Annotated in this window: 14 protein-coding genes and 1 tRNA gene; 7 read left to right on the top strand and 8 right to left on the bottom strand. The window is 68.6% G+C overall.

The annotated features are described in order from the left end of the window. Positions 1-71 precede the first annotated feature (71 nt). From Q7P21_RS02115 to Q7P21_RS02105, 3 genes are all read left to right on the top strand, one after another. Positions 72-147, top strand: a tRNA-Thr gene (locus tag Q7P21_RS02115). Positions 148-209: 62 nt separating this feature from the next. After that, on the top strand, positions 210-683 hold the full coding sequence (locus Q7P21_RS02110) for a YaiI/YqxD family protein (RefSeq protein WP_304164282.1): 474 nt from the start codon (positions 210-212) through the stop codon (positions 681-683). Between the two features lie 71 nt (positions 684-754). Next, positions 755-1,276, top strand: a complete 522-nt coding sequence (locus tag Q7P21_RS02105; RefSeq protein WP_304164285.1) for a cytochrome c family protein — start codon at positions 755-757, stop codon at positions 1,274-1,276. Between the two features lie 341 nt (positions 1,277-1,617). On the opposite strand, the gene Q7P21_RS02100 is transcribed toward Q7P21_RS02105, so the two are convergent. The 6 genes from Q7P21_RS02100 to glpK all read right to left on the bottom strand — a co-directional run bounded on the left by Q7P21_RS02100 (position 1,618) and on the right by glpK (position 10,927). Then, positions 1,618-4,854 (bottom strand): efflux RND transporter permease subunit, encoded by a 3,237-nt coding sequence (locus Q7P21_RS02100; RefSeq protein ID WP_304175510.1) that lies wholly within the window; start codon positions 4,852-4,854, stop codon positions 1,618-1,620. Further along, complete coding sequence (locus Q7P21_RS02095; RefSeq protein ID WP_304175507.1) at positions 4,854-6,071, bottom strand: efflux RND transporter periplasmic adaptor subunit; 1,218 nt, start codon at positions 6,069-6,071, stop codon at positions 4,854-4,856. Before Q7P21_RS02095 ends, Q7P21_RS02100 begins: the two co-directional genes overlap by 1 nt. Positions 6,072-6,347: 276 nt before the next feature. After that, positions 6,348-7,118 carry a class II aldolase/adducin family protein gene (locus Q7P21_RS02090; RefSeq protein WP_304164291.1) on the bottom strand — a complete coding sequence of 257 codons (771 nt, stop codon included), beginning with the start codon at positions 7,116-7,118 and terminating at the stop codon, positions 6,348-6,350. 92 nt (positions 7,119-7,210) lie between these two features. Continuing rightward, on the bottom strand, positions 7,211-7,942 hold the full coding sequence (locus Q7P21_RS02085) for an FkbM family methyltransferase (RefSeq protein ID WP_304175505.1): 732 nt from the start codon (positions 7,940-7,942) through the stop codon (positions 7,211-7,213). Between the two features lie 33 nt (positions 7,943-7,975). Continuing rightward, on the bottom strand, positions 7,976-9,400 hold the full coding sequence (locus tag Q7P21_RS02080) for a M20/M25/M40 family metallo-hydrolase (protein WP_304164296.1): 1,425 nt from the start codon (positions 9,398-9,400) through the stop codon (positions 7,976-7,978). Positions 9,401-9,427: 27 nt separating this feature from the next. Then, on the bottom strand, positions 9,428-10,927 hold the full coding sequence (glpK, locus tag Q7P21_RS02075; RefSeq protein WP_304164297.1) for a glycerol kinase GlpK: 1,500 nt from the start codon (positions 10,925-10,927) through the stop codon (positions 9,428-9,430). 141 nt (positions 10,928-11,068) lie between these two features. Between glpK and Q7P21_RS02070 the strand changes: the two genes are divergently transcribed. The 3 genes from Q7P21_RS02070 to Q7P21_RS02060 all read left to right on the top strand — a co-directional run bounded on the left by Q7P21_RS02070 (position 11,069) and on the right by Q7P21_RS02060 (position 13,569). Continuing rightward, positions 11,069-12,193, top strand: a complete 1,125-nt coding sequence (locus tag Q7P21_RS02070; protein ID WP_304164299.1) for a DUF2336 domain-containing protein — start codon at positions 11,069-11,071, stop codon at positions 12,191-12,193. A gap of 34 nt (positions 12,194-12,227) precedes the next feature. Then, positions 12,228-13,010 (top strand): NAD kinase, encoded by a 783-nt coding sequence (locus Q7P21_RS02065; RefSeq protein WP_304164301.1) that lies wholly within the window; start codon positions 12,228-12,230, stop codon positions 13,008-13,010. Between the two features lie 76 nt (positions 13,011-13,086). Continuing rightward, positions 13,087-13,569 (top strand): Hpt domain-containing protein, encoded by a 483-nt coding sequence (locus Q7P21_RS02060; RefSeq protein WP_304164305.1) that lies wholly within the window; start codon positions 13,087-13,089, stop codon positions 13,567-13,569. A gap of 22 nt (positions 13,570-13,591) precedes the next feature. Here the strand turns inward: Q7P21_RS02060 and Q7P21_RS02055 are convergent, their stop codons facing one another. Beyond that, positions 13,592-14,377: an NUDIX hydrolase gene (locus Q7P21_RS02055; protein ID WP_304164307.1), complete on the bottom strand. Its 786-nt coding sequence runs from the start codon at positions 14,375-14,377 to the stop codon at positions 13,592-13,594. Between the two features lie 68 nt (positions 14,378-14,445). Next, on the bottom strand, positions 14,446-15,594 hold the full coding sequence (locus tag Q7P21_RS02050) for a DUF2336 domain-containing protein (RefSeq protein WP_304164309.1): 1,149 nt from the start codon (positions 15,592-15,594) through the stop codon (positions 14,446-14,448). Positions 15,595-15,773: 179 nt separating this feature from the next. On the opposite strand from Q7P21_RS02050, the gene Q7P21_RS02045 reads away from it, so the two are divergent. Next, entirely contained in the window at positions 15,774-17,588 is a 1,815-nt protein-coding gene (locus tag Q7P21_RS02045; protein ID WP_304164312.1) for an ATP-binding protein, read from the top strand. Positions 17,589-17,628 lie beyond the last annotated feature (40 nt).

The raw sequence follows: 17,628 nt of genomic DNA, 5'->3' as shown, positions 1-17,628 counted from the left end.
ACCGGTTCAGATCGGGGTCCTGAGCGGTTGCGGTCAGGGGCCGGAAGCCGCTAAGGAGGGCCAGTCGATAGGCCGGCTTAGCTCAGCTGGTAGAGCAGCGGTTTTGTAAACCGAAGGTCACGGGTTCGATTCCTGTAGCCGGCACCATTGACGAGGCTGGGCGCGTGTCGCCCGGCGCTCACCCTCGCCCCTCGCCCGCCGGACCCCTCGTGACCGAACCCCGCAAGCCGATCGAGATCTTCATCGACGCCGACGCCTGCCCGGTGAAGGACGAGATCTACAAGGTCGCCCAGCGCTACGGCCTGAAGACCTGGGTGGTGTCCAACGCCTTCATGATGATCCCGGCCTCGCCGATGATCGCCCGGGTGATCGTCGACGCCGGGCCGGACGTGGCCGACGACTGGATCGCCGAGCGGGCCCAGGCCGGCGATGTGGTGGTGACCAACGACATCCCGCTGGCTGACCGGTCCCTGAAGAACGGCGCCCATGTGCTGGGCGCCAATGGCCGGCCCTTCACCCCGGACTCCATCGGCTCGGCCCTGGCCCAGCGGGCGATCATGGAGCAGCTGCGCTCCACCGGCGAGGTCACGGGCGGCCCCAAGCCCTTTGACCGCAACGATCGCTCGCGATTCCTCCAGGCCCTGGACGAGGTCATAAATCGTGAGCGCCGACGTCGCGGATAGGCGCGCGGCGTTTGCGAACGGCCGCGCTTGTGGGGTAGCTTCCGGCCGCGATCCCAACCTGGAGAATGTCTATGCGTCGCCCTGGCCTGCTGCTCGCCGCCACCTTCATCACCGCCGCCGCCCTCGCCGGCTGCGGCAAGCCGCAGAGCGGCCAGGCGACCGGCTCGGAGGAAGCCAGCGAACCGGCGACCGCGCCCGCCGCCGCGCCCGTGGAACTGACCGACGCCCAGAAGGCGACGCTGGTCGCCACCCTGCCCGCCCCCTACAGCGCCGGCGACATCGCCAACGGCAAGAAGGTGTTCATGGTCTGCAAGTCCTGCCACACCACGGTCCAGGGCGGGGCCAACATGACCGGCCCCAACCTGTGGGGCGTGATCGGGCGCAAGTCCGCCTCCGAGGCCGGCTTCAACTATTCCGACGGCATGAAGGCGCTGAACATCACCTGGGACGCGCCCAAGATCGATGAGTGGATCGAGAGCCCCAAGACCATGGTCGAGGGCACCAAGATGTCCTTCGTCGGCGTCAAGGCCCCCAAGGATCGGGCCGACCTCATCGCCTATCTGAAGACCGAGACCAGCCCCGCGCCGCAATAGGCGCGACGACGCGCACAACAACCTTGACGCGACCCGGCAATAGCCCCAAATTGGGGACGTCGGGTCCGTTCGAGCATCTCGGCTCCGGCATCAACCGCGTGACATAGCCGGGCGTGCGCCTCGGATCCCCGGATCTGTGGTCTCGTCCGGACAAGACGGGTCCTTCCCACGCCCCTAAGGCGTGCGTCCCACCAGGAGCCCTGAGGTCATGCGGCGGGCGCGCCCCGCAACCGCGCCTTCGCCCGCCGGACGGCGTCCCCCCGCCGTCCGCGGGCGCCTATCATCAGCCAGATTGGCCTCCCCGGTCACACGGGGAGGCCCTTTTGAGTCAGGCGGAGGGCCTATTCGGCGGCGTTGGCGACGCGGGCCTGTTCGTCGGCCTCGAAGGCCTCGATGCGGCGCGCGGTGGCCAGCGGGGACTTCGTGTAGCGGGCCAGCAGATTGTAGAACACCGGCACGATGAACAGGGTCAGCAGGGTCGAGAAGATCGCCCCGAAGAAGATCACCACCCCGATGGTCTTGCGGCTCTCGCCCCCTGCCCCGCCCCACAGGATCAGCGGCAGGGCTCCGGCCGCGGCCGAGATCGAGGTCATGATGATCGGCCGCAGGCGCAGGGAGGCGCTCTCGATCACCGCTTCGCGCACCGACAGCCCCTCGTCGCGCAGCTGGTTGGCGAACTCGACGATCAGGATGCCGTTCTTGGCGGCGATGCCGACCAGGATGATCAGCCCGATCTGGCTATAGGTGTTGACGGTCGAGCCGGCGATCAACAAGCCGAACAGCCCGCCCACCGCCGCCACCGGCACGGTCAGCATGATCACCGCCGGGTGGATCCAGCTTTCGAACTGGGCGGCCAGCACCAGGAACACCAGCAGCAGCGCCATGCCGAAGGCCAGGCCCACGGCGCCGCCGGCCTCGAGATAGTCCCGCGCCGTGCCGCCCCCTTTGAGGGTCATGCCGGGGTGCTTGGCGATCTCGCCCTGGAAGAACTGCACCGCCTCGCCCACCGTGTAGCCGGGGTTCAGCTGGACGCTGAGGGTGATGGCCCGCAGGCGATCAACCCGCGCCCGGTCGGGCGTGTCGCCACGGATATGGGTGTCGACCACCGCCGAGAGCGGAACGGTAGATCCGGCCCCGGTGCGCACATAGAGCTTGCCGACATCGGCCGCGGTCTGACGCTCGGCGCGGTCGGTCTGCAGGATCACGTCATATTCCTGGCCGGCCTTGATGTAGGTGGTGACCTTGCGCGACCCGAACATGGTCTCCAGCGCACGGCCCACCGACTGGGCGGAGACCCCCAGGCTGGCGGCCCGGTCACGATCCAGGTCGACCAACAGGCGCGGCGAGGTCGGCTCATAGTCCAGGCGCGCCCGCGACATCTGCGGATTGGACTGGGCGGCCAGCATCAGCGGCCGGATGGCCGCCTCGATCTCGGCATATTCGTTGCCCAGCACGATCAGGTCGACGCTATTGCCGCCGCCCCCGCCGCCGCCGGTTCCCCCACGCTGCAGGCTGGGTCGTACGGAGGCGATGGCCCGCACCGAGGTGATGGAGGCGAACTGCTTGTTCAGCTGCGCCGCCAGGTCCTGGGAGGTCATGGCGTGCTTGCGGGTGTCCGGCAGGGAGATCGAGGCGTTGCCGCTGTTGAACTGGTTCTGGCCGAAGCGCGGGACGCTGACATTGTAGCGCTTGACCATTCCGGCCTTGAGCAGCGGCGCCAGCATGGTCTCCATCTGGGTCGCGGCCTTGGCGGTGTAGTCAAAGCCCGCGCCTTCCGGCGCCTGGACGATCACGTCCACCCGGCCCCGGTCCTCGTTCGGCACCAGCTCCTTGGGCAACACCGTCAGCATCAGGACGGCGCAGAGGCCTAGGAACACCACCAGCGCGCCGCCGATGATCCCGGACGAGCGGCGGCCCAGCAGCCCCTCCAGCGAGGCATGGTAGGAATTGCGCACCCGGTGCATGCCGGCGTCCACCTTGCGGGCGAGCCAGCCCTCGCCATGGGCGGGACGCAGCAGCCGCGAGGCCAGCATCGGCGACAGCGACAGAGCCAGCAGGGCCGAGAAGGCCACCGCCGCCGAGATCGCCACGGCCAGTTCCACGAACAGCCGGCCGATATAGCCGGGCAGGAACATCAGCGGCGCGAACACCGAGATCAGCACGATGGTGGTGGCCACGACGGCGAAGAACACCTGACGCGCCCCACGCTGGGCGGCGACGATCGGCGGTTCGCCCTCGTCGATTCGGCGCTGGATGTTCTCGACCACCACGATGGCGTCATCGACCACAAGGCCGATGGCCAGCACCAGGGCCAGCAGGGTCAAAAGGTTGATCGAGAAGCCCAGGGGCGCCAGGACGATGAAGGTCGACAGTACGCAGATCGGAGCCACGATCGAGGGGATCAGGGCCGCCCGCCAGGTGCCGAGGAACACGAAGTTCACCAGGGCCACCAGGGCCAGCGAGATGGCCATGGTGATCCAGACCTCCTGGATCGCATGGGCCGTGAACACGGTGTAGTCGACCGAGATGTCGAGATGGGTGCCCTTGGGCAGGGAGGCGTTGATCTGGGCCAACTGGGCCTTCACCCCCTTGGCGATCTCCAGGTCATTGGCCTGGGACTGGCGGGTGATGGCCATGCCGACCTGTTCGAGCCCATTGGACCGGAACATGCGGCGACGCTCGTCGGGGCCTTCCTCCACCCGGGCGATGTCGCCCAGCCGGGTTACATAGGCGTCGGGATTGGTCTGGGCCGTGGTGACGGCTCCGGCCGAAGAGGCCGTGGTGCCGAGCGCGCCCGTCGATCCGGCCGCCGCCGCCGTGGCGGTGGTCCGGGTCGCCGCCGGGGTCACCGGCAGCTTGGCGAACTGTTCGGGCGTGGAATAGCCGCGCGCCACCCGGATGGTGAAATCCTTGGTCGGCGCCTCCAGCGAACCGGCGGGCAGTTCGAGATTTTGGGCGTTGAGCGCGTTCTCGACGTCATCGACGGTCAGGCCCCGGGCCGCCATGGCCTGGGGGTCCAGCCAGATCCGCATGGAATAGGCCTGGTTGCCGGCCAGATTGACCTGGGCCACGCCCGGCACGGTCGACAGCCGCTCCACCAGATAGCGATTGGCGTAGTCCGACAGTTGCAGCCGGTTCAGCTTCGACGAGGAGAAGCTGAGGAACATGATCGGCGAGGCGTCGGCGTTGGCCTTGGCGATCTGTGGCGGATCAGCCTGGTCCGGCAGTTGCGAGACCACCCGGCTGACCGCATCGCGCACGTCATTGGCCGCGTCGTCGAGGTCGCGATCCAGGGTGAAGGAGATGTTCACCCGGCTGAGGCCGTCCCGGCTGTCGGAATTGACCCGGTCGATGCCCTGGATGCCGGCGACCTGGCGCTCGATCACCTGGGTGATGCGCTCCTCGACTACCTCGGCGGAAGCCCCGCGATAGGTGGTGGAGATCGAGACCACGGGCGGATCGACGCTCGGCAGTTCGCGCACGGCGAGCGCGCTGAAACAGGCCAGGCCCACCACGCAGAGAATGATGGCCGCGACCGCCGCGAAGACCGGGCGGCGGACCGAGAGATCGGAGAGCATCATGCGCCGGGTCGGGGGCCGCCCGCTCCCAGGCCAGGCTTGCCGCCGGCGTGCTTGCCCGCCCCGCCGGGACCACCGCCCACGCGGACAGGCTGACCTGGCTGGATCTTGTTGAGGCCGTCGCCGACCAGCTTCTCGCCGGGCGCGACGCCGTCCTTGATCTCCACGAAGCCGTCCTGGCGAACGCCGGTGACCACCGGCCGCTGTTCGGCGAACATCTTGCCGCCCTGGCTGTTGATCACATAGACGAAGGCGTTGTCGCTCTGGACCGACAGGGCCGATTCCGGCGCGGCCGGCGCCTGGCGCAGCCCCTCGGCGATCGCCACCCGCAGCATCATGCCCGGCTTCAACTTGTGGCCCGGATTGGGGAATTCGGCCCGGGCGGTCAGCGCGCGGGTCTTTTCGTCGATGCGGGTGTCGAGCCTGGCGATGCGTCCGGCGATCTTCTCGCCCGGATAGGCGTCGACAGAGGCGGTGATCATCTGGCCCTCGTGCACGGCGGCGAGGTCGCGGTCGGGGATCTGGAAATCGACGCGGATGGTGTCGATGGCGTCGAGGGTGACGATGGCCGCCCCGGGATTGACCAGGGCGCCTGGCGCGATGTCGGACAGGCCGACCACCCCGGCGAAGGGCGCGCGGATCATGCGGTCACCCTGCCGCGCCTGGGCGGCGGCGACATCGGCCTTGGCCGACAGCCAGTTGGCCTCATAGAGATCCACCGCCGACTTCGACGCGAACCCCTTGTCGGCCAGGGTCTTCCAACGCTGATATTCGCGCTCGGCCTGCAGCGCCTTGGCCTGGCTCTGGACCAGGCCGGCGTCCTGTTCGCTGGCCTTCAGCTCGACCAGGATCGCGCCCTTGGCCACGGTCTGACCTGGGGTGAAGCGGACCTTGTCCACCAGCTGGGTGGTCGCCGCGGTGAGCGTCACCGACTGACGGCCCTTGGCCACGCCCAGCACATCAATAGTGTCGGTGAAGGTGCGGGTCTCGACGGTGATCATGGTGACTTGCGTCGGGCCGCCTGGCCCGCCCGCCCGCTTGCCGCCGCCGCCACCCGGACCGCCGCCGCCCGGGCCGCCGCCCTTGGGCGCGGACGCGCCCGGCGACCCTCCGGCGGAGTCCGCCGGCTTGCCCAGGAGGATCTTGGCCCCTCCCGCGACGATCATCAGGATCAGCACAAGGATCGCGCCGGCGAGGAAGAAATGGCGTCGCAGCAAGGCCTATGGAACTCCGTCGCCTCAAAAATTACAGGCGCTATGGGGGCAAATCTGAAGCGCTCTTATGGCCTTAAACAAGGCTCCGTCCAGTGACAGAACCATGTCGATCCATTGCGCGGTGGAAATAACCACGGGCCTCCCGGGAAACGCGCCGACTTTCGGCCTAAATCGGGCCCATCGCGCAAAGAAAACGGGCGCCCCGAAGGACGCCCGCAAAATGCCGTTCTGCGAAGCGGCGGACTCCCGCCGCCCCGCCCCCGGACTCAGGCGTGTGACTCAGGCGTCGTAGCCGGGGCTTTCCTTGTCCAGCCGGCGCAGGTTGCCCGGCCAGGCCAGCTTGCCGCCCAGGCCGCGCATGGTCTGGCTGCGCACTTCGTTCTGGGCCGCCTCGGGGGCGATCAGCACGTTCTCGCGGCCGGCCGACAGGGCCATGACCTGCATCTTACAGGCCCGCTCCAGGTAATACATATTGAGGTAGCAGTCCGAGGCGGTCTCGCCCGTGGTCAGGGTGCCGTGGTTGCGCAGCAGCACCATCGGCTTGTCGCCGACATCGGCGATCAGCCGCTCGCGTTCGTCGTGGTTGAGCGCGATGCCCTCATAGACGTGATAGGCCAGTTTCGGCAGGCAGATCAGAGCGTGCTGCGACAGGGGCAGCAGGCCCTCCGCCTGGGCGGCGACAGCCACGCCCTGGTCGGTGTGCAGGTGCATCACGAACTGGGCGTCGTCGCGGGCGGCGTGGATCGCCGAGTGAATCGTGAAGCCCGCGGGATTGATGAAATAGGGCGTGTCCTGGAGGATGTTGCCGTCCAGATCGATCTTCACCAGCGACGAGGCGGTGATCTCGCCGAAGAACATGCCGTAGGGATTGATCAGGAAGTGGTGCTCCGGCCCCGGGATGCGGGCGGAGATGTGGGTGTAGATCATGTCGTCCCACCCGTTCAGCGCCACCAGGCGGTAGAGCGCGGCGAGCTCGACGCGGACCTCCCACTCTTCAGCGCTGACCTTGCCCTTCAGCGAGTTCACGCCAACAAGCGAACCATCGGCCATGGCGGCCTCCCTTGTGCAAATCCGGATAGTTGTTGACCCCCAGAGTCGCGCCAGGGGGCCGCAGCGTCAAGCCATGCTTCGCGTAGGCGGCCTCAATCGACCCTGACGTACCAGTCGTCGACATTGGACAGCAGCTCGAACTTGCGCCGATAGCCCTTGGCGGTCAGCAGATCGAACAGCTTGGCGCGGTTGTCGGTGTGATTGTGCTCCACCGAGATCAGCCGCACCTCGTGGGCGTCGAAGTCGAACGCCGTCAGGATGTCGAGCTCCGAGCCCTCGGTGTCGATCGACAGATAGTCGATCAGCCGGGGCGCCCGCCAGTGGGCCAGCAGATCGTTCAGCGACACGGTCTCGACCTCGTAGCGCTCCCCCTCCACCCGGGTGGCGGCGTGCAGGTCGCCCTGGGCATAGGCCTCCAGGGTCGAGTGGACGGCGATCGGGGTCTGGGTGAAGGTCATGCGGGCGCCGCTCTCGCGCCAGACACAGCGGGTGTCGATCGCGCAGGCGCGGTTGCGGCGCAGGTCCTCGCGCCAGACCCGGGCCGGCTCGGCGATGATGCCGTTCCAGCCGAGCTCGGTCTCCAGATAGTAGCTGTTGCTGGAGCGCACCCCATCGGCCCCACCGAACTCCACGAAGAATCCGTTGCGCCGCAACTTCAGCTCATAGGCCACCCACAGATCCTGCAGGAACTGACCCTGGCTGCGGCTGACGTGCTCCAGACAGAATTTCAGGAACGCCACCTGCTCGTCGCTTGACGGCTGGGAAGTGTGTTTCCGCGTGCCGACCAGCATCAGCAGCGTGTCCGCATAGGTCAGTTCAACCATGGCTCAGCCCCCCTGCCCCCGTCCCAGCATCGGCTACTTTCCGCCCAGGGCCTTGATCAGGCCGTACTGGAACTGCAGGCCTTCATAGAAGGCGCTCTCGGCGATCCGCTCGTCGCGACCGTGGGCGCGATTGTCGTCGGCGTCGTACCAGATCGCCGCCATGGCGTAGCTGGGGATGCCGACCCCCCGGGTGTAGATCGAGTCCGAGGCCCCCAGGTCCATGTGCGGGGCCACGGTGACCCCGGGCCATTCCGCATGGATCACCGCTGTCAGCTTGGCGGCCAGCGCCGGGTCGAGCGGCGAGTCCGGGGCGGGATTGGAGGGGGTGAACACCGTCACTGCGATCTTGGGATCGGCGATGACCTCGGTCAGCTTGGCCATTACCTGAGCCTGGCTGTCGACCGGCATCATCCGGCACTGAATGATGGCGCGGGCCCGCTGCGGCAGGGCGTTCTCCGCGTGGCCGCCCGACAGGCCGGTGGCGACGCAGGTGGTGCGCAGGCGGGCGTTGCGCTCCGGGACAGCGCTCAATCGCGCGGCGGCGGCGAGGTCGGGCGGGGTCTGGGCCACGGCCTTCAGGTCGGCGGCGGTCTGGCCGCTGGCCTGCTGGGCGGCGACCAGGAAATCGCCTCGGGTGGTGGGCGTGGTCTCCACCGGGAAGCTGTAGGCGGCGATCTTGCCCAGCGCCTGGGCGAGCCGATAGATGGCGTTGTCTGGCTCGGGGATCGAGGAGTGCCCGCCCTTGTTGGTCGCCTCGATCTGGAAGGTCACGAACACCTTCTCGCTGGTCTGGATTCCGTAATAGAGCGCGTGGCCGTCGCGCGTCGCCCCGCCGCCGCCGTCGGGATTGATCACCAGGCCGGCGTCGATCAGGTCGCGATGCTTCTGGACCAGCCACTCGACCCCGTTGGCGTCGCCGCTCTCTTCATCCGAGGTGAAGGCGAAGATCAGGTCGCGGTCGGGGACGAACCCCTCCTGCTTCAGGCGGATCAGGGCGGCCAGGACAATGGCGTCCTCGCCCTTCATGTCCTGCACGCCGCGCCCGTACCACCAGCCCTCCCGCTCGGTCAGGGCGAAGGGCGGAACCGTCCAGTCCTCGGGCTTGGCCTCGACCACATCCAGATGGCCCATCCACAGGACGGGCTTGGCCTTCGACCCCTTGGCGCGCAGTCGCACCACCACCTGGCCCTGGTTCGGATGCTCCGGCATGACCAGCAGCTGCGCGTCGGCGTCTGAGAAGCCCGCCGCCTTCAGCCGGGCCAGCACGGCCTGGGCCGCGACCAGGGTCCCGTGATCGTGGACCGTATTGATGGCGATCAGCTCCTTCAGGATGTCACGGGCCAGCGCCTGGTTGGCCGCCGGCGGCAGGGGCGCGGGCTTGGCGGCCGGCGCGGCCTGGGCGGCGCTCGCCAGCATCAAGGCGGCGAGGCCGCTGAGGGCGAGGGTGCGGGCGATCATGGCGAACCTTTTGAACTCAAGTACGGACTAGGACTGGGTGCGAACCCGGGCGACGGCGTCAAGCCAGCGGGCATAGGCGCCTTCGCGGGCGTGACTGTTGGGGCCGGGCTCATGGCGGTCGGTCGAGGGCCGCGCCGCCGCGGCCGCCTCGAGGGTGGGAAAGACCCCGGCCCCCAGCCCCGCGAACAGGGCCGCGCCGAGCGCCGTGGTCTCCTGATAGCTCGCCCGGCCCACCGCCACACCGGTCAGGTCGGCCAGGCGCTGGCTGAACCAGGCCGAGCGGGACATGCCGCCATCGATGCGCAGTTCCACCCCCGCGCCGAACGCCTGGGGCGCGTCGGCGCGCATGGCCTCGATCAGGTCGCGGGTCTGCAGGGCGCAGGCGTCGAAGGCCGCCTGGGCGATCTCGGCGAGCCCTGAGTCCCGGGTCAGGCCGAACAGGGCGCCGCGCGCGTCGGCGTCCCACCAGGGCGCGCCCAGGCCGGTGAAGGCCGGAACCATCACCACCCCGTGGTCAGGCCGGGCCGTCTGGGCCAGGGCCTCGACCCCGCTGCCGCCGCCCGGGACCCCCAGCCCCTCATTGACCCATTGCAAGGCCGCGCCGGCGATGAAGATCGAGCCCTCCAGGGCATAGGTGGTCTTGCCCGCCACCCGCGCCGCGACCGTCGTCAGCAGGCGGGCGTGGGAGACCGCGAAGGTCTCCCCGGTATTGACCAGCATGAAGCAGCCGGTGCCGTAGGTGGCCTTCATCTCGCCGGGCCGGATGCAGCCCTGGCCCATCAAGGCCGCCTGCTGGTCCCCGGCCACCCCACGGATCGGAACGGCGGCGCCCAGCAATCCTGGCTCGGTGGTTCCATAGTCGGCGGCGCAGTCCAGCACCTGGGGCAGGAGGGCGGCCGGCACGTCGAACAGGTCGAGCATTTCCTGTGACCAGGCCTGGGCCTTCAGGTCGAACAGCAGGGTGCGCGAGGCGTTGGTGGCGTCGGTGGCGTGAACCCGGCCGCCGGTCAGGTTCCAGATCACCCAGCTGTCCATCGTCCCGACCAGCAGCTCGCCGGCCTGGGCGCGGGCCCGGGCGCCGGGGATTTCGCCCAGCAGCCAGGCGATCTTGGTGCCCGAGAAATAGGGATCAAGCAGCAGGCCGGTGATCTCGCTGACCCGGGCCTCATGGCCGGCGTTGCGCATCCGCTCGCAGGTGGGCGCCGTGCGCCGGTCCTGCCAGACAATGGCCTTGTGGATCGGCTGGCCGGTGGCCTTGTCCCAGATCACCACCGTCTCGCGCTGGTTGGTGACGCCGATCGCGGTCACCTCGGACATGGCCCGTCCGGCCTTCTCAACCGCCTCGCGCAGCACCGCCACACTGGTCTGGAAGATCTCGATCGCGTCGTGCTCCACCCACCCATCAGCAGGGTAGAACTGCTCCAGCGGGCGCCCCGCCTCTGCGAGCGCGTGGCCCTGGGCGTCGAACAGAATAGCCCGGGTGGAGGTCGTGCCCTGGTCCAGGGCCAGGATCAAAGGCTCGGCCAAACGTCCCTCCGCTCAATATGGGGCAAGGCCCCTGCGCTGTTCCGCCACATTCATAGTCAGCGGCTTGTAACCATGTTTTCATCTCACCCAGAGCAGATTCGCCAGCGAGTTTGTTCCCGAGTCGATCTGAGGAAATTGGTGTTGAGCGTCGCGGCCAAGACCCAGGAGATTCTCTCCCTGGCCCGAAGTCGGGCCGTTCCGGATCGGGAGCGGCTGCTGCTGGCCATTGTCGATCTCTGCGACGCCGGCGACGGCGCGACGGCGGTGATGGAATCGCCCCCCGTCCAGGCCCTGCTGTCTTCCATCTTCATGAGCCTGGTGGTCGAGGCCGAGCGCGACATCCGCCGCCGCCTGTCCGAAAAGCTGGCGGGCGCCGAATGGGCGCCGGTGGCGCTGATCAATGTCCTGGCCCTGGACGACATCGAAATCGCCCGGCCGGTCATCGCCGCCAGCCCGGTCCTCAAGGATCACGACCTGATCCGCCTGCTGGTCGAGGCCACGGTTGAGCACCAGATCGAGGTCGCGCGCCGGCCGCAGCTGGGCGCCCCGGTGGTCGCCGCCATACTGGAACAGAACGAACCGGCCGTGCTGACGGCGCTGGCCGGCAACGCCACCGCCCATGTCACCCGCCACGATCTGCAGCGCCTGGTGGGCGCCGCCCAACGGGTCGCGGCCCTGCGCACGCCCCTCTCCCGCCATCCCGGCCTCACCGACGACCTGGCGCGTGAGCTCTATGTCTGGGTGGGCCAGGCCCTGCGCAACAGCCTGGCCAGCCGCTTCCGCCTGGACCAGGCCGCCCTCGACCAAGCCATCGCCGAGTCGGTGCGCGAGGCCCACGGCGGCGTGGTTTCCGAAATCGACGGCACCGTGGTCTTCCCGCATGAGAACGAGCGCGAGGAGATGGAGAAGCGGCTGTTGGCCAAGCTCGACGTCGCCGGCCAGCTGCGTCCCGGCTATCTGCTGCGCGCCCTTCGCGAACAGAAGCTCAGCCTGTTCATTGGCGGCCTGACCACCCTGGGTCGCTTCGACCCGGACCAGATTCGCCGGGCGCTGGATTCCGATCGTCCTGAGCTGCTGGCCCTGGCCTGCGCCTCGGTCGGCATAGACCGCAGCGTCTTCCCCACCATCCTGGACCTGGTCCGCGAGCTGAATGACGGCCATCCCGGCGGTGGCGCGGAGGGCGCGCGCCGCGCCATTGGCGCCTTTGGCCCCTTCGCCGCCGATATCGCCCGCACCGCCTTCACCAAGGCGCTCGCCAAGGTTTGACAATCCGGCCCAATCCCGCGCTTCTGGCGCCAGCATGTTCAAGGCCGAACCCTACGTGACTCGCCTCGCTTTTCTGGGCAGCGACCGGCCCGAAGCCCAGGAGGCCAAGGACGCGCTGGCCCTGCGCTATGGCGATGATGGGGTCGAGGCGGCCCAGGTGATCGTCGCCCTGGGCGGCGATGGCTTCATGCTTGAGGTGCTGCACGCTCACATGGCCTCCGGAAAGCCGATCTACGGCATGAACCGCGGCTCGGTCGGCTTCCTGATGAACGAATATAGCGAGGACGACCTCCTGGAGCGGATCAACGCCGCCGAGCGGGCCGTGATCCATCCGCTCTCCATGCGCGCCGTAGACGCCCACGGGACGGTGCACAACGCCTCGGCGATCAACGAAGTGTCGCTGCTGCGCCAGACGCGCCAGACCGCCAAGCTGCGCATCTCCATCGACGGCAAGGTGCGGCTCGGCGAGCTGTCCTGCGACGGCGCCTTGGTGGCGACGCCGGCCGGTTCGACCGCCTACAATCTGTCGGCCCACGGCCCGATCATTCCGCTGGACGCCCGGGTCCTGGCCCTGACGCCGATCAGCGCCTTCCGGCCCCGCCGCTGGCGCGGCGCGCTGCTGGCCCACACCGCCCGGGTCTCCTTCGAGATTCTGGAAGCCGACAAGCGACCGGTCAGCGCCGTGGCCGACAATTTCGAAGTCCGTGACGTCCTGGAAGTCCACGTCGCCGAGGACCGCGACAAGAGCATGATCATGCTGTTTGATGCGGGACGGAGTCTCGAGGAACGTGTCTTGGCGGAACAATTTTCAGTTTAATTACAACAACTTATCGGATCATTCGTTGTTAATAGATGGCCGGTAAGGTGAGTCGACCTATTTCAGGAGCCACATTGTGAGCCAGCAGAATCCCGGTCAGGTGATCCAGGTGCCCAACACCTTGAAGCTGAAGGTCGGCGGCCGGTTCGGCGCGCTCGATCCCAGCGCCATCGCCAAGGCCGAAGCGGCCCTCAAGAGCCTGTCTGGGAATTTCACCCAGTGGCTCCAGGACGAGGTCGTCAAACTCGAGACCGCCCGCCAGCGGGTCAAGGCCGAGGGCATGACCGCCGATACGATGGAGTTCCTCTATCTGCGCGCCCATGACCTCAAGGGCCTGGGCACAACTTACGAATATCCGCTGATCACCCGCATCGGCGCCTCGCTGTGCAAGCTGATCGACGACAAGGACAAGCGCCTGTCGGCGCCCATGGCCCTGATCGACGCCCACATCGACGGCATCCGCGCTGCGGTGCGCGACGAGGTGAAGACCGACGACCATCCGGTCGGCAAGGTCCTGATCACCGAGCTTGAGCGCATGGTTACGGAGATGGGCGCCTAGGCGCGCGCCCTCTCCACCGGAATTACATCACGTTTTCCAGCGGCTCGGCCACGTCGCCGTATCCCGCATGCGGCGGCAGCACGAGAACGCGCCGCCCGTCCCGCTCGGTGATCTGCGGCAGCACCGTCACCAATTCACGCGCCCGAGCCCGGCTGATGCAATCGCCTGCGCTCGCGGCCTCGGCGAGCAGCTGCACATTCATCCGGGTGGGAAAGATCACCTTGCGCTCGCCAGCCGAGGCCAGGCGCAGCACTTCCGACGGCGCGATCCATTCGGCGTCCACCGTCTCGCGCCCGTCGCACGCCGCCAGCTGATCCTCCGGCGCCTTCGCCGCGTAGAACCAGGTGTCGAACCGCTTGGGCGTGAGCGGCGGGGTGATCCAGCGGGCGAAGACCGTCAGCGCATGCAGGTCGAGCTGGACGCCCAGGTCGCGGACCACGTCGAGGAAGGCGACCTCGCCCTTGTCCACCGCCAGCCGCACATCAAGCGGCGCGGCCTCCCCGCCGATCGGCGAGCCATCCTTGCGGCGGCCCAACACCAGCCCCGCCTCCTCGAACACCTCGCGGATGGCCGCGATGCGCAGGCCCCGCTGCACGGCGTCGAAATCATCCCAGCCCAGCAGGTGGTCCGCCCATTCGGCGACATCGTCGCCCGCATGGGTCTTGCCGCCCGGGAACACCAGGGCGCCGGAGGCGAAGTCGATCTGATGGTGCCGCTTGACCATCAGCACCTCGAAGGTGGGGTCGTCGCGGAGGATCAGTATGGTGGCCGCCGGCTTGATGGCGGAGTCGGGCGCTATATCGGTCATGCCCATAGCTTGGGCGCCTGAAGCTCCCCGTGCAAGCAGGGTTTCGGGCGCCGTTAGGTCAAGCCGGATCAGGCCGTCTGGTGGCTCCGCGCGCCGCGTCGGGCCTCCTGGGAGACCCGGTCCATCTTCTCCAGCAGATACTCCACGTCATCGCGCGAGGCGTTGGCGGGCTGGGTCAGGAACCGTTGCAACATGCGCTCCTGGAACCGTTCGCGGTCGCGGGCGCCGCCGTCGAATTCCATGGAGTGATAGGTGTCGACCGCCGCCCGGAAGGCCGGGAACAGCCGCGCCGGCAGGGCCGTGCGCTCATAGATGGCGCGCAGGCCCAGCGGTCCGGCGTCGTGAATCATCAGCCAGGTGCGGTGGTGGGGCACGCTGGCCAGCTCGGCCACGCCCCATTCGAAGAAGGTCATGTGGCCGTGGGCCAGGGCCCGCAGCAGCAGCGAGGCGGTCAGCCGCTCGTTCTTGTGCAGATGGACCACGAAGGTCTTCACGTCCGCCGCGCGGCCAGCCTGGTCGACCAGGTCGATGGTCGCCCGTTCCTTGGCGCCCATGGCGATCTCAAGCGCCAGCTCCGGCGGCAGGGCCTGGTGATTGATCAGGTGGTCGCGGACCTGTTCGCCGACCAGGTCGATCAGCTTCTCGGTCACCGACATCGGCAGGGCCTGGCGATAGGCCACCGCCGCCAGCACCCGCTCGGACTTCTCGAACCGCTCGATCACCTTCTGCAGGGTGCGCTCGGCGAAATCGGCGTTGTCATTGGCGCAGGCGGCTTCGACGGCGCGCTCCACGCCATGCTCGACGATGGCCTCGGTCACCGCCTGGGACACCCGCGGCCGCTTGGCGATCACCACCTGGCGCACCGGGCCGCCCAGGCGGACGATCTCGATCAGGTCCTCGTCGGTGAAGGCCGGCGACCCCGACAGCATCGGCAGGGAAATGCTTTCCACGTCCCGGGCCAGCTTCAGGGCCACGTCGCGCGGGACATTGGGAGAGTTCTTGAGCGTGACCGCCAGGGCGCGACGCACCAGCTCGGCGGCGTCGGCGGCCATGACCCGCAAAATCTCGTGGGCGCGGTCACGATCGGCCTGGGTGACGACGCTGCGATCGATGTTGCGGCAGATCTTGTGAGCGGCCACCGCGCGTTCGTCGGGGGTCGCCCCCTTCACCAGCGTGCGGATGTCTTCATCCGTCAGCGCGGACCGCGTCGTCGACATGATCACCCTACCCCCGGACCTCCGGAATCAGAGGTCGGCCGCCACTATAATGGTGAATTAGGCTTAATGATCCGTTGCTCGCAGGTCGGTGGATATCCTTGCGATTAACGGTGTTCCGTAACGGCTCGCCAAGGCTGAGGGCTTAGCCTGGGTTGCATCAATTTCGAGGTTCGACCCCCGTGCCCGCCCAGCCCGATCTTCGATCGTCCGAGCCCCAGCGCGGGGGACTGTCCGCCACCCAGCAGGCGCTCGACGCCCAGACGGCCCTTCTGCCCTACGCGCTGGCGGTGTTCACCATCAGCCTGCCGGCCTATGTCTGGGCCGGCAGCCACGCCCCCAACGCCGTCTGGATGAGCGCCACCTTCGCGATCTTCGCGGCGGCCTGGGCGGCCTTCTATGGCGCCGTCAACTGGCTGAAGAAGCCGGAGGCCGCACTCGACCTGAAGATGCGCGGCCGAATCCAGATCCTCTGCGCGCTGATCTGGGCCTTCGCGGTCGCCCAGATCGCCTTTTTCGCCGATGGCGCAGGCGCGGGGCGCGAACCCCTGCTGATCACCGCCGTCGCCGCCGCCGTGGTGATCATCTTCTTCGCCTCCCCCTGGCTGCCCAGCCTGCTGATCGTCGGGCCCGCCGCCGCAGCCGGCCCGCTGATCGCCCTGTTCGCCCAAGCCGAAACCCGGGAACTGGCCAATCTCAGCTGGGGCGCCGTGGCGTTGGCCATGGCGCTCGCCCTGATCTTCAACCGCGTCCTGCGTCGCCAGTTCGAGATGGCGGCTGAGCGGGAGACCCTGATCTCCGACCGCGCCGGCATGGTCGAGGCGGCCCGCCGGCTCGCCCAGTCGAAGTCCGACCTGGTGGCCACCCTCAGCCACGAGATCCGCAACGGCCTGACCGGCGTGGCCCATGTGCTGGCCGCCGCCGCCGGGCGCAATGGTCGCGGCGCGCCGTCCCGCGAGCAGCTGTCGGCGGCCCTGGACGCCGCCAATGACCTGATCTCGGTGCTCAACACCACCCTGGATTCCGAGACCGCCGAGGCCGGCCGCCTGTCGGTGGAGGCCCGCCCCTTCGACGCGGTGAACCTGCTGCGCGACCTGGTGCTGCTGAACCGCCCCAACGCCACGGCCAAGGGGCTGGAACTGGCCCTCCACGTCTCCGATGACCTGGCCGGCGCCACCACCGGCGCCGCCCTGGCCGACGCCCATCGGGCCCGCCAGATCCTCGCCAACCTGATCGGCAACGCGGTGAAGTTCACCCTGCGCGGCCGGGTCGAGGCGCGGATCGAGCAGACCCTGTCCGGCCGCATCGCCATCGAGATCGCCGACACCGGCCCCGGCCTCGCCGCCGATGAGATGGAACGCGCCTTCGAACCCTTCCTGCGCATCGAGCGCACCAGCGCCGGCACGTCGGGCGCGGGGCTGGGCCTGTCCCTGTCGCGCCAGCTGGCCCGGCTGATGGGCGGCGACCTGACCGCCCACAGCGCCGTGGGCGTCGGCAGCTGCTTCCGCCTGGAACTGCCCTTCGACGCCGCCGCAGTCCCCGAGCGCGAGGTCCTCCAGGCCGAGGTCTCGACCACGCCCGGTCCGTCGGAGCGCAAGGCCCTGCGGGTGCTGATCGCCGAGGATGACGGCCTGAACGCCGCCATGCTGCGCGCCGTGCTCGAACAGCTGGGTCACCATGTGGTCCACGCCGTCGACGGCCGCCGCGCCTTCGAACTGGTCAAGGCCATCGACTTCGACCTGGTGATGATCGACGGGCGCATGCCGAACATGGATGGGCCCCAGACCATCGCCGCCATCCGCGCCCTGGCCGGACCTGGCGGCCAGGCCCCGATCATCGCGGTGATCGGCGGCGACGCCGAGGAAGCCATGGAGTGCACCGCCGCCGGCGCCGACGCCGTGCTGCGCAAGCCGGTCAGCGTGGGCGCCGTGGCCCGCGCCGTGGCCGACGCCATTTCGTCCGGCCGCACCGAACCGGAAAATCGCGTCGTGGCTTGAGGCCGGCCCTTCCGACCGACACAATGCTCCCAACGAGAAA

Source organism: Phenylobacterium aquaticum (genome assembly GCF_947378715.1).
In the GTDB taxonomy this organism is placed as follows: domain Bacteria; phylum Pseudomonadota; class Alphaproteobacteria; order Caulobacterales; family Caulobacteraceae; genus Phenylobacterium; species Phenylobacterium aquaticum_A.
The sequence above is the reverse complement of the archived record's forward strand: the minus strand, read 5'-3'. Positions and strand labels throughout refer to the sequence as shown.

What these genes read in the sequence shown, in the direction of transcription:
- Q7P21_RS02080 (WP_304164296.1), bottom strand. Translation starts at nt 9,400, where the DNA reads ATGATCGCCCGCACCCTCGCCCTCAGCGGCCTCGCCGCCTTGATGCTG.
- Q7P21_RS02090 (WP_304164291.1), bottom strand. Translation starts at nt 7,118, where the DNA reads ATGGCCGATGGTTCGCTTGTTGGCGTGAACTCGCTGAAGGGCAAGGTC.
- Q7P21_RS02105 (WP_304164285.1), top strand. Translation starts at nt 755, where the DNA reads ATGCGTCGCCCTGGCCTGCTGCTCGCCGCCACCTTCATCACCGCCGCC.
- Q7P21_RS02085 (WP_304175505.1), bottom strand. Translation starts at nt 7,942, where the DNA reads ATGGTTGAACTGACCTATGCGGACACGCTGCTGATGCTGGTCGGCACG.
- Q7P21_RS02065 (WP_304164301.1), top strand. Translation starts at nt 12,228, where the DNA reads ATGTTCAAGGCCGAACCCTACGTGACTCGCCTCGCTTTTCTGGGCAGC.
- Q7P21_RS02100 (WP_304175510.1), bottom strand. Translation starts at nt 4,854, where the DNA reads ATGCTCTCCGATCTCTCGGTCCGCCGCCCGGTCTTCGCGGCGGTCGCG.
- Q7P21_RS02055 (WP_304164307.1), bottom strand. Translation starts at nt 14,377, where the DNA reads ATGACCGATATAGCGCCCGACTCCGCCATCAAGCCGGCGGCCACCATA.
- Q7P21_RS02050 (WP_304164309.1), bottom strand. Translation starts at nt 15,594, where the DNA reads ATGTCGACGACGCGGTCCGCGCTGACGGATGAAGACATCCGCACGCTG.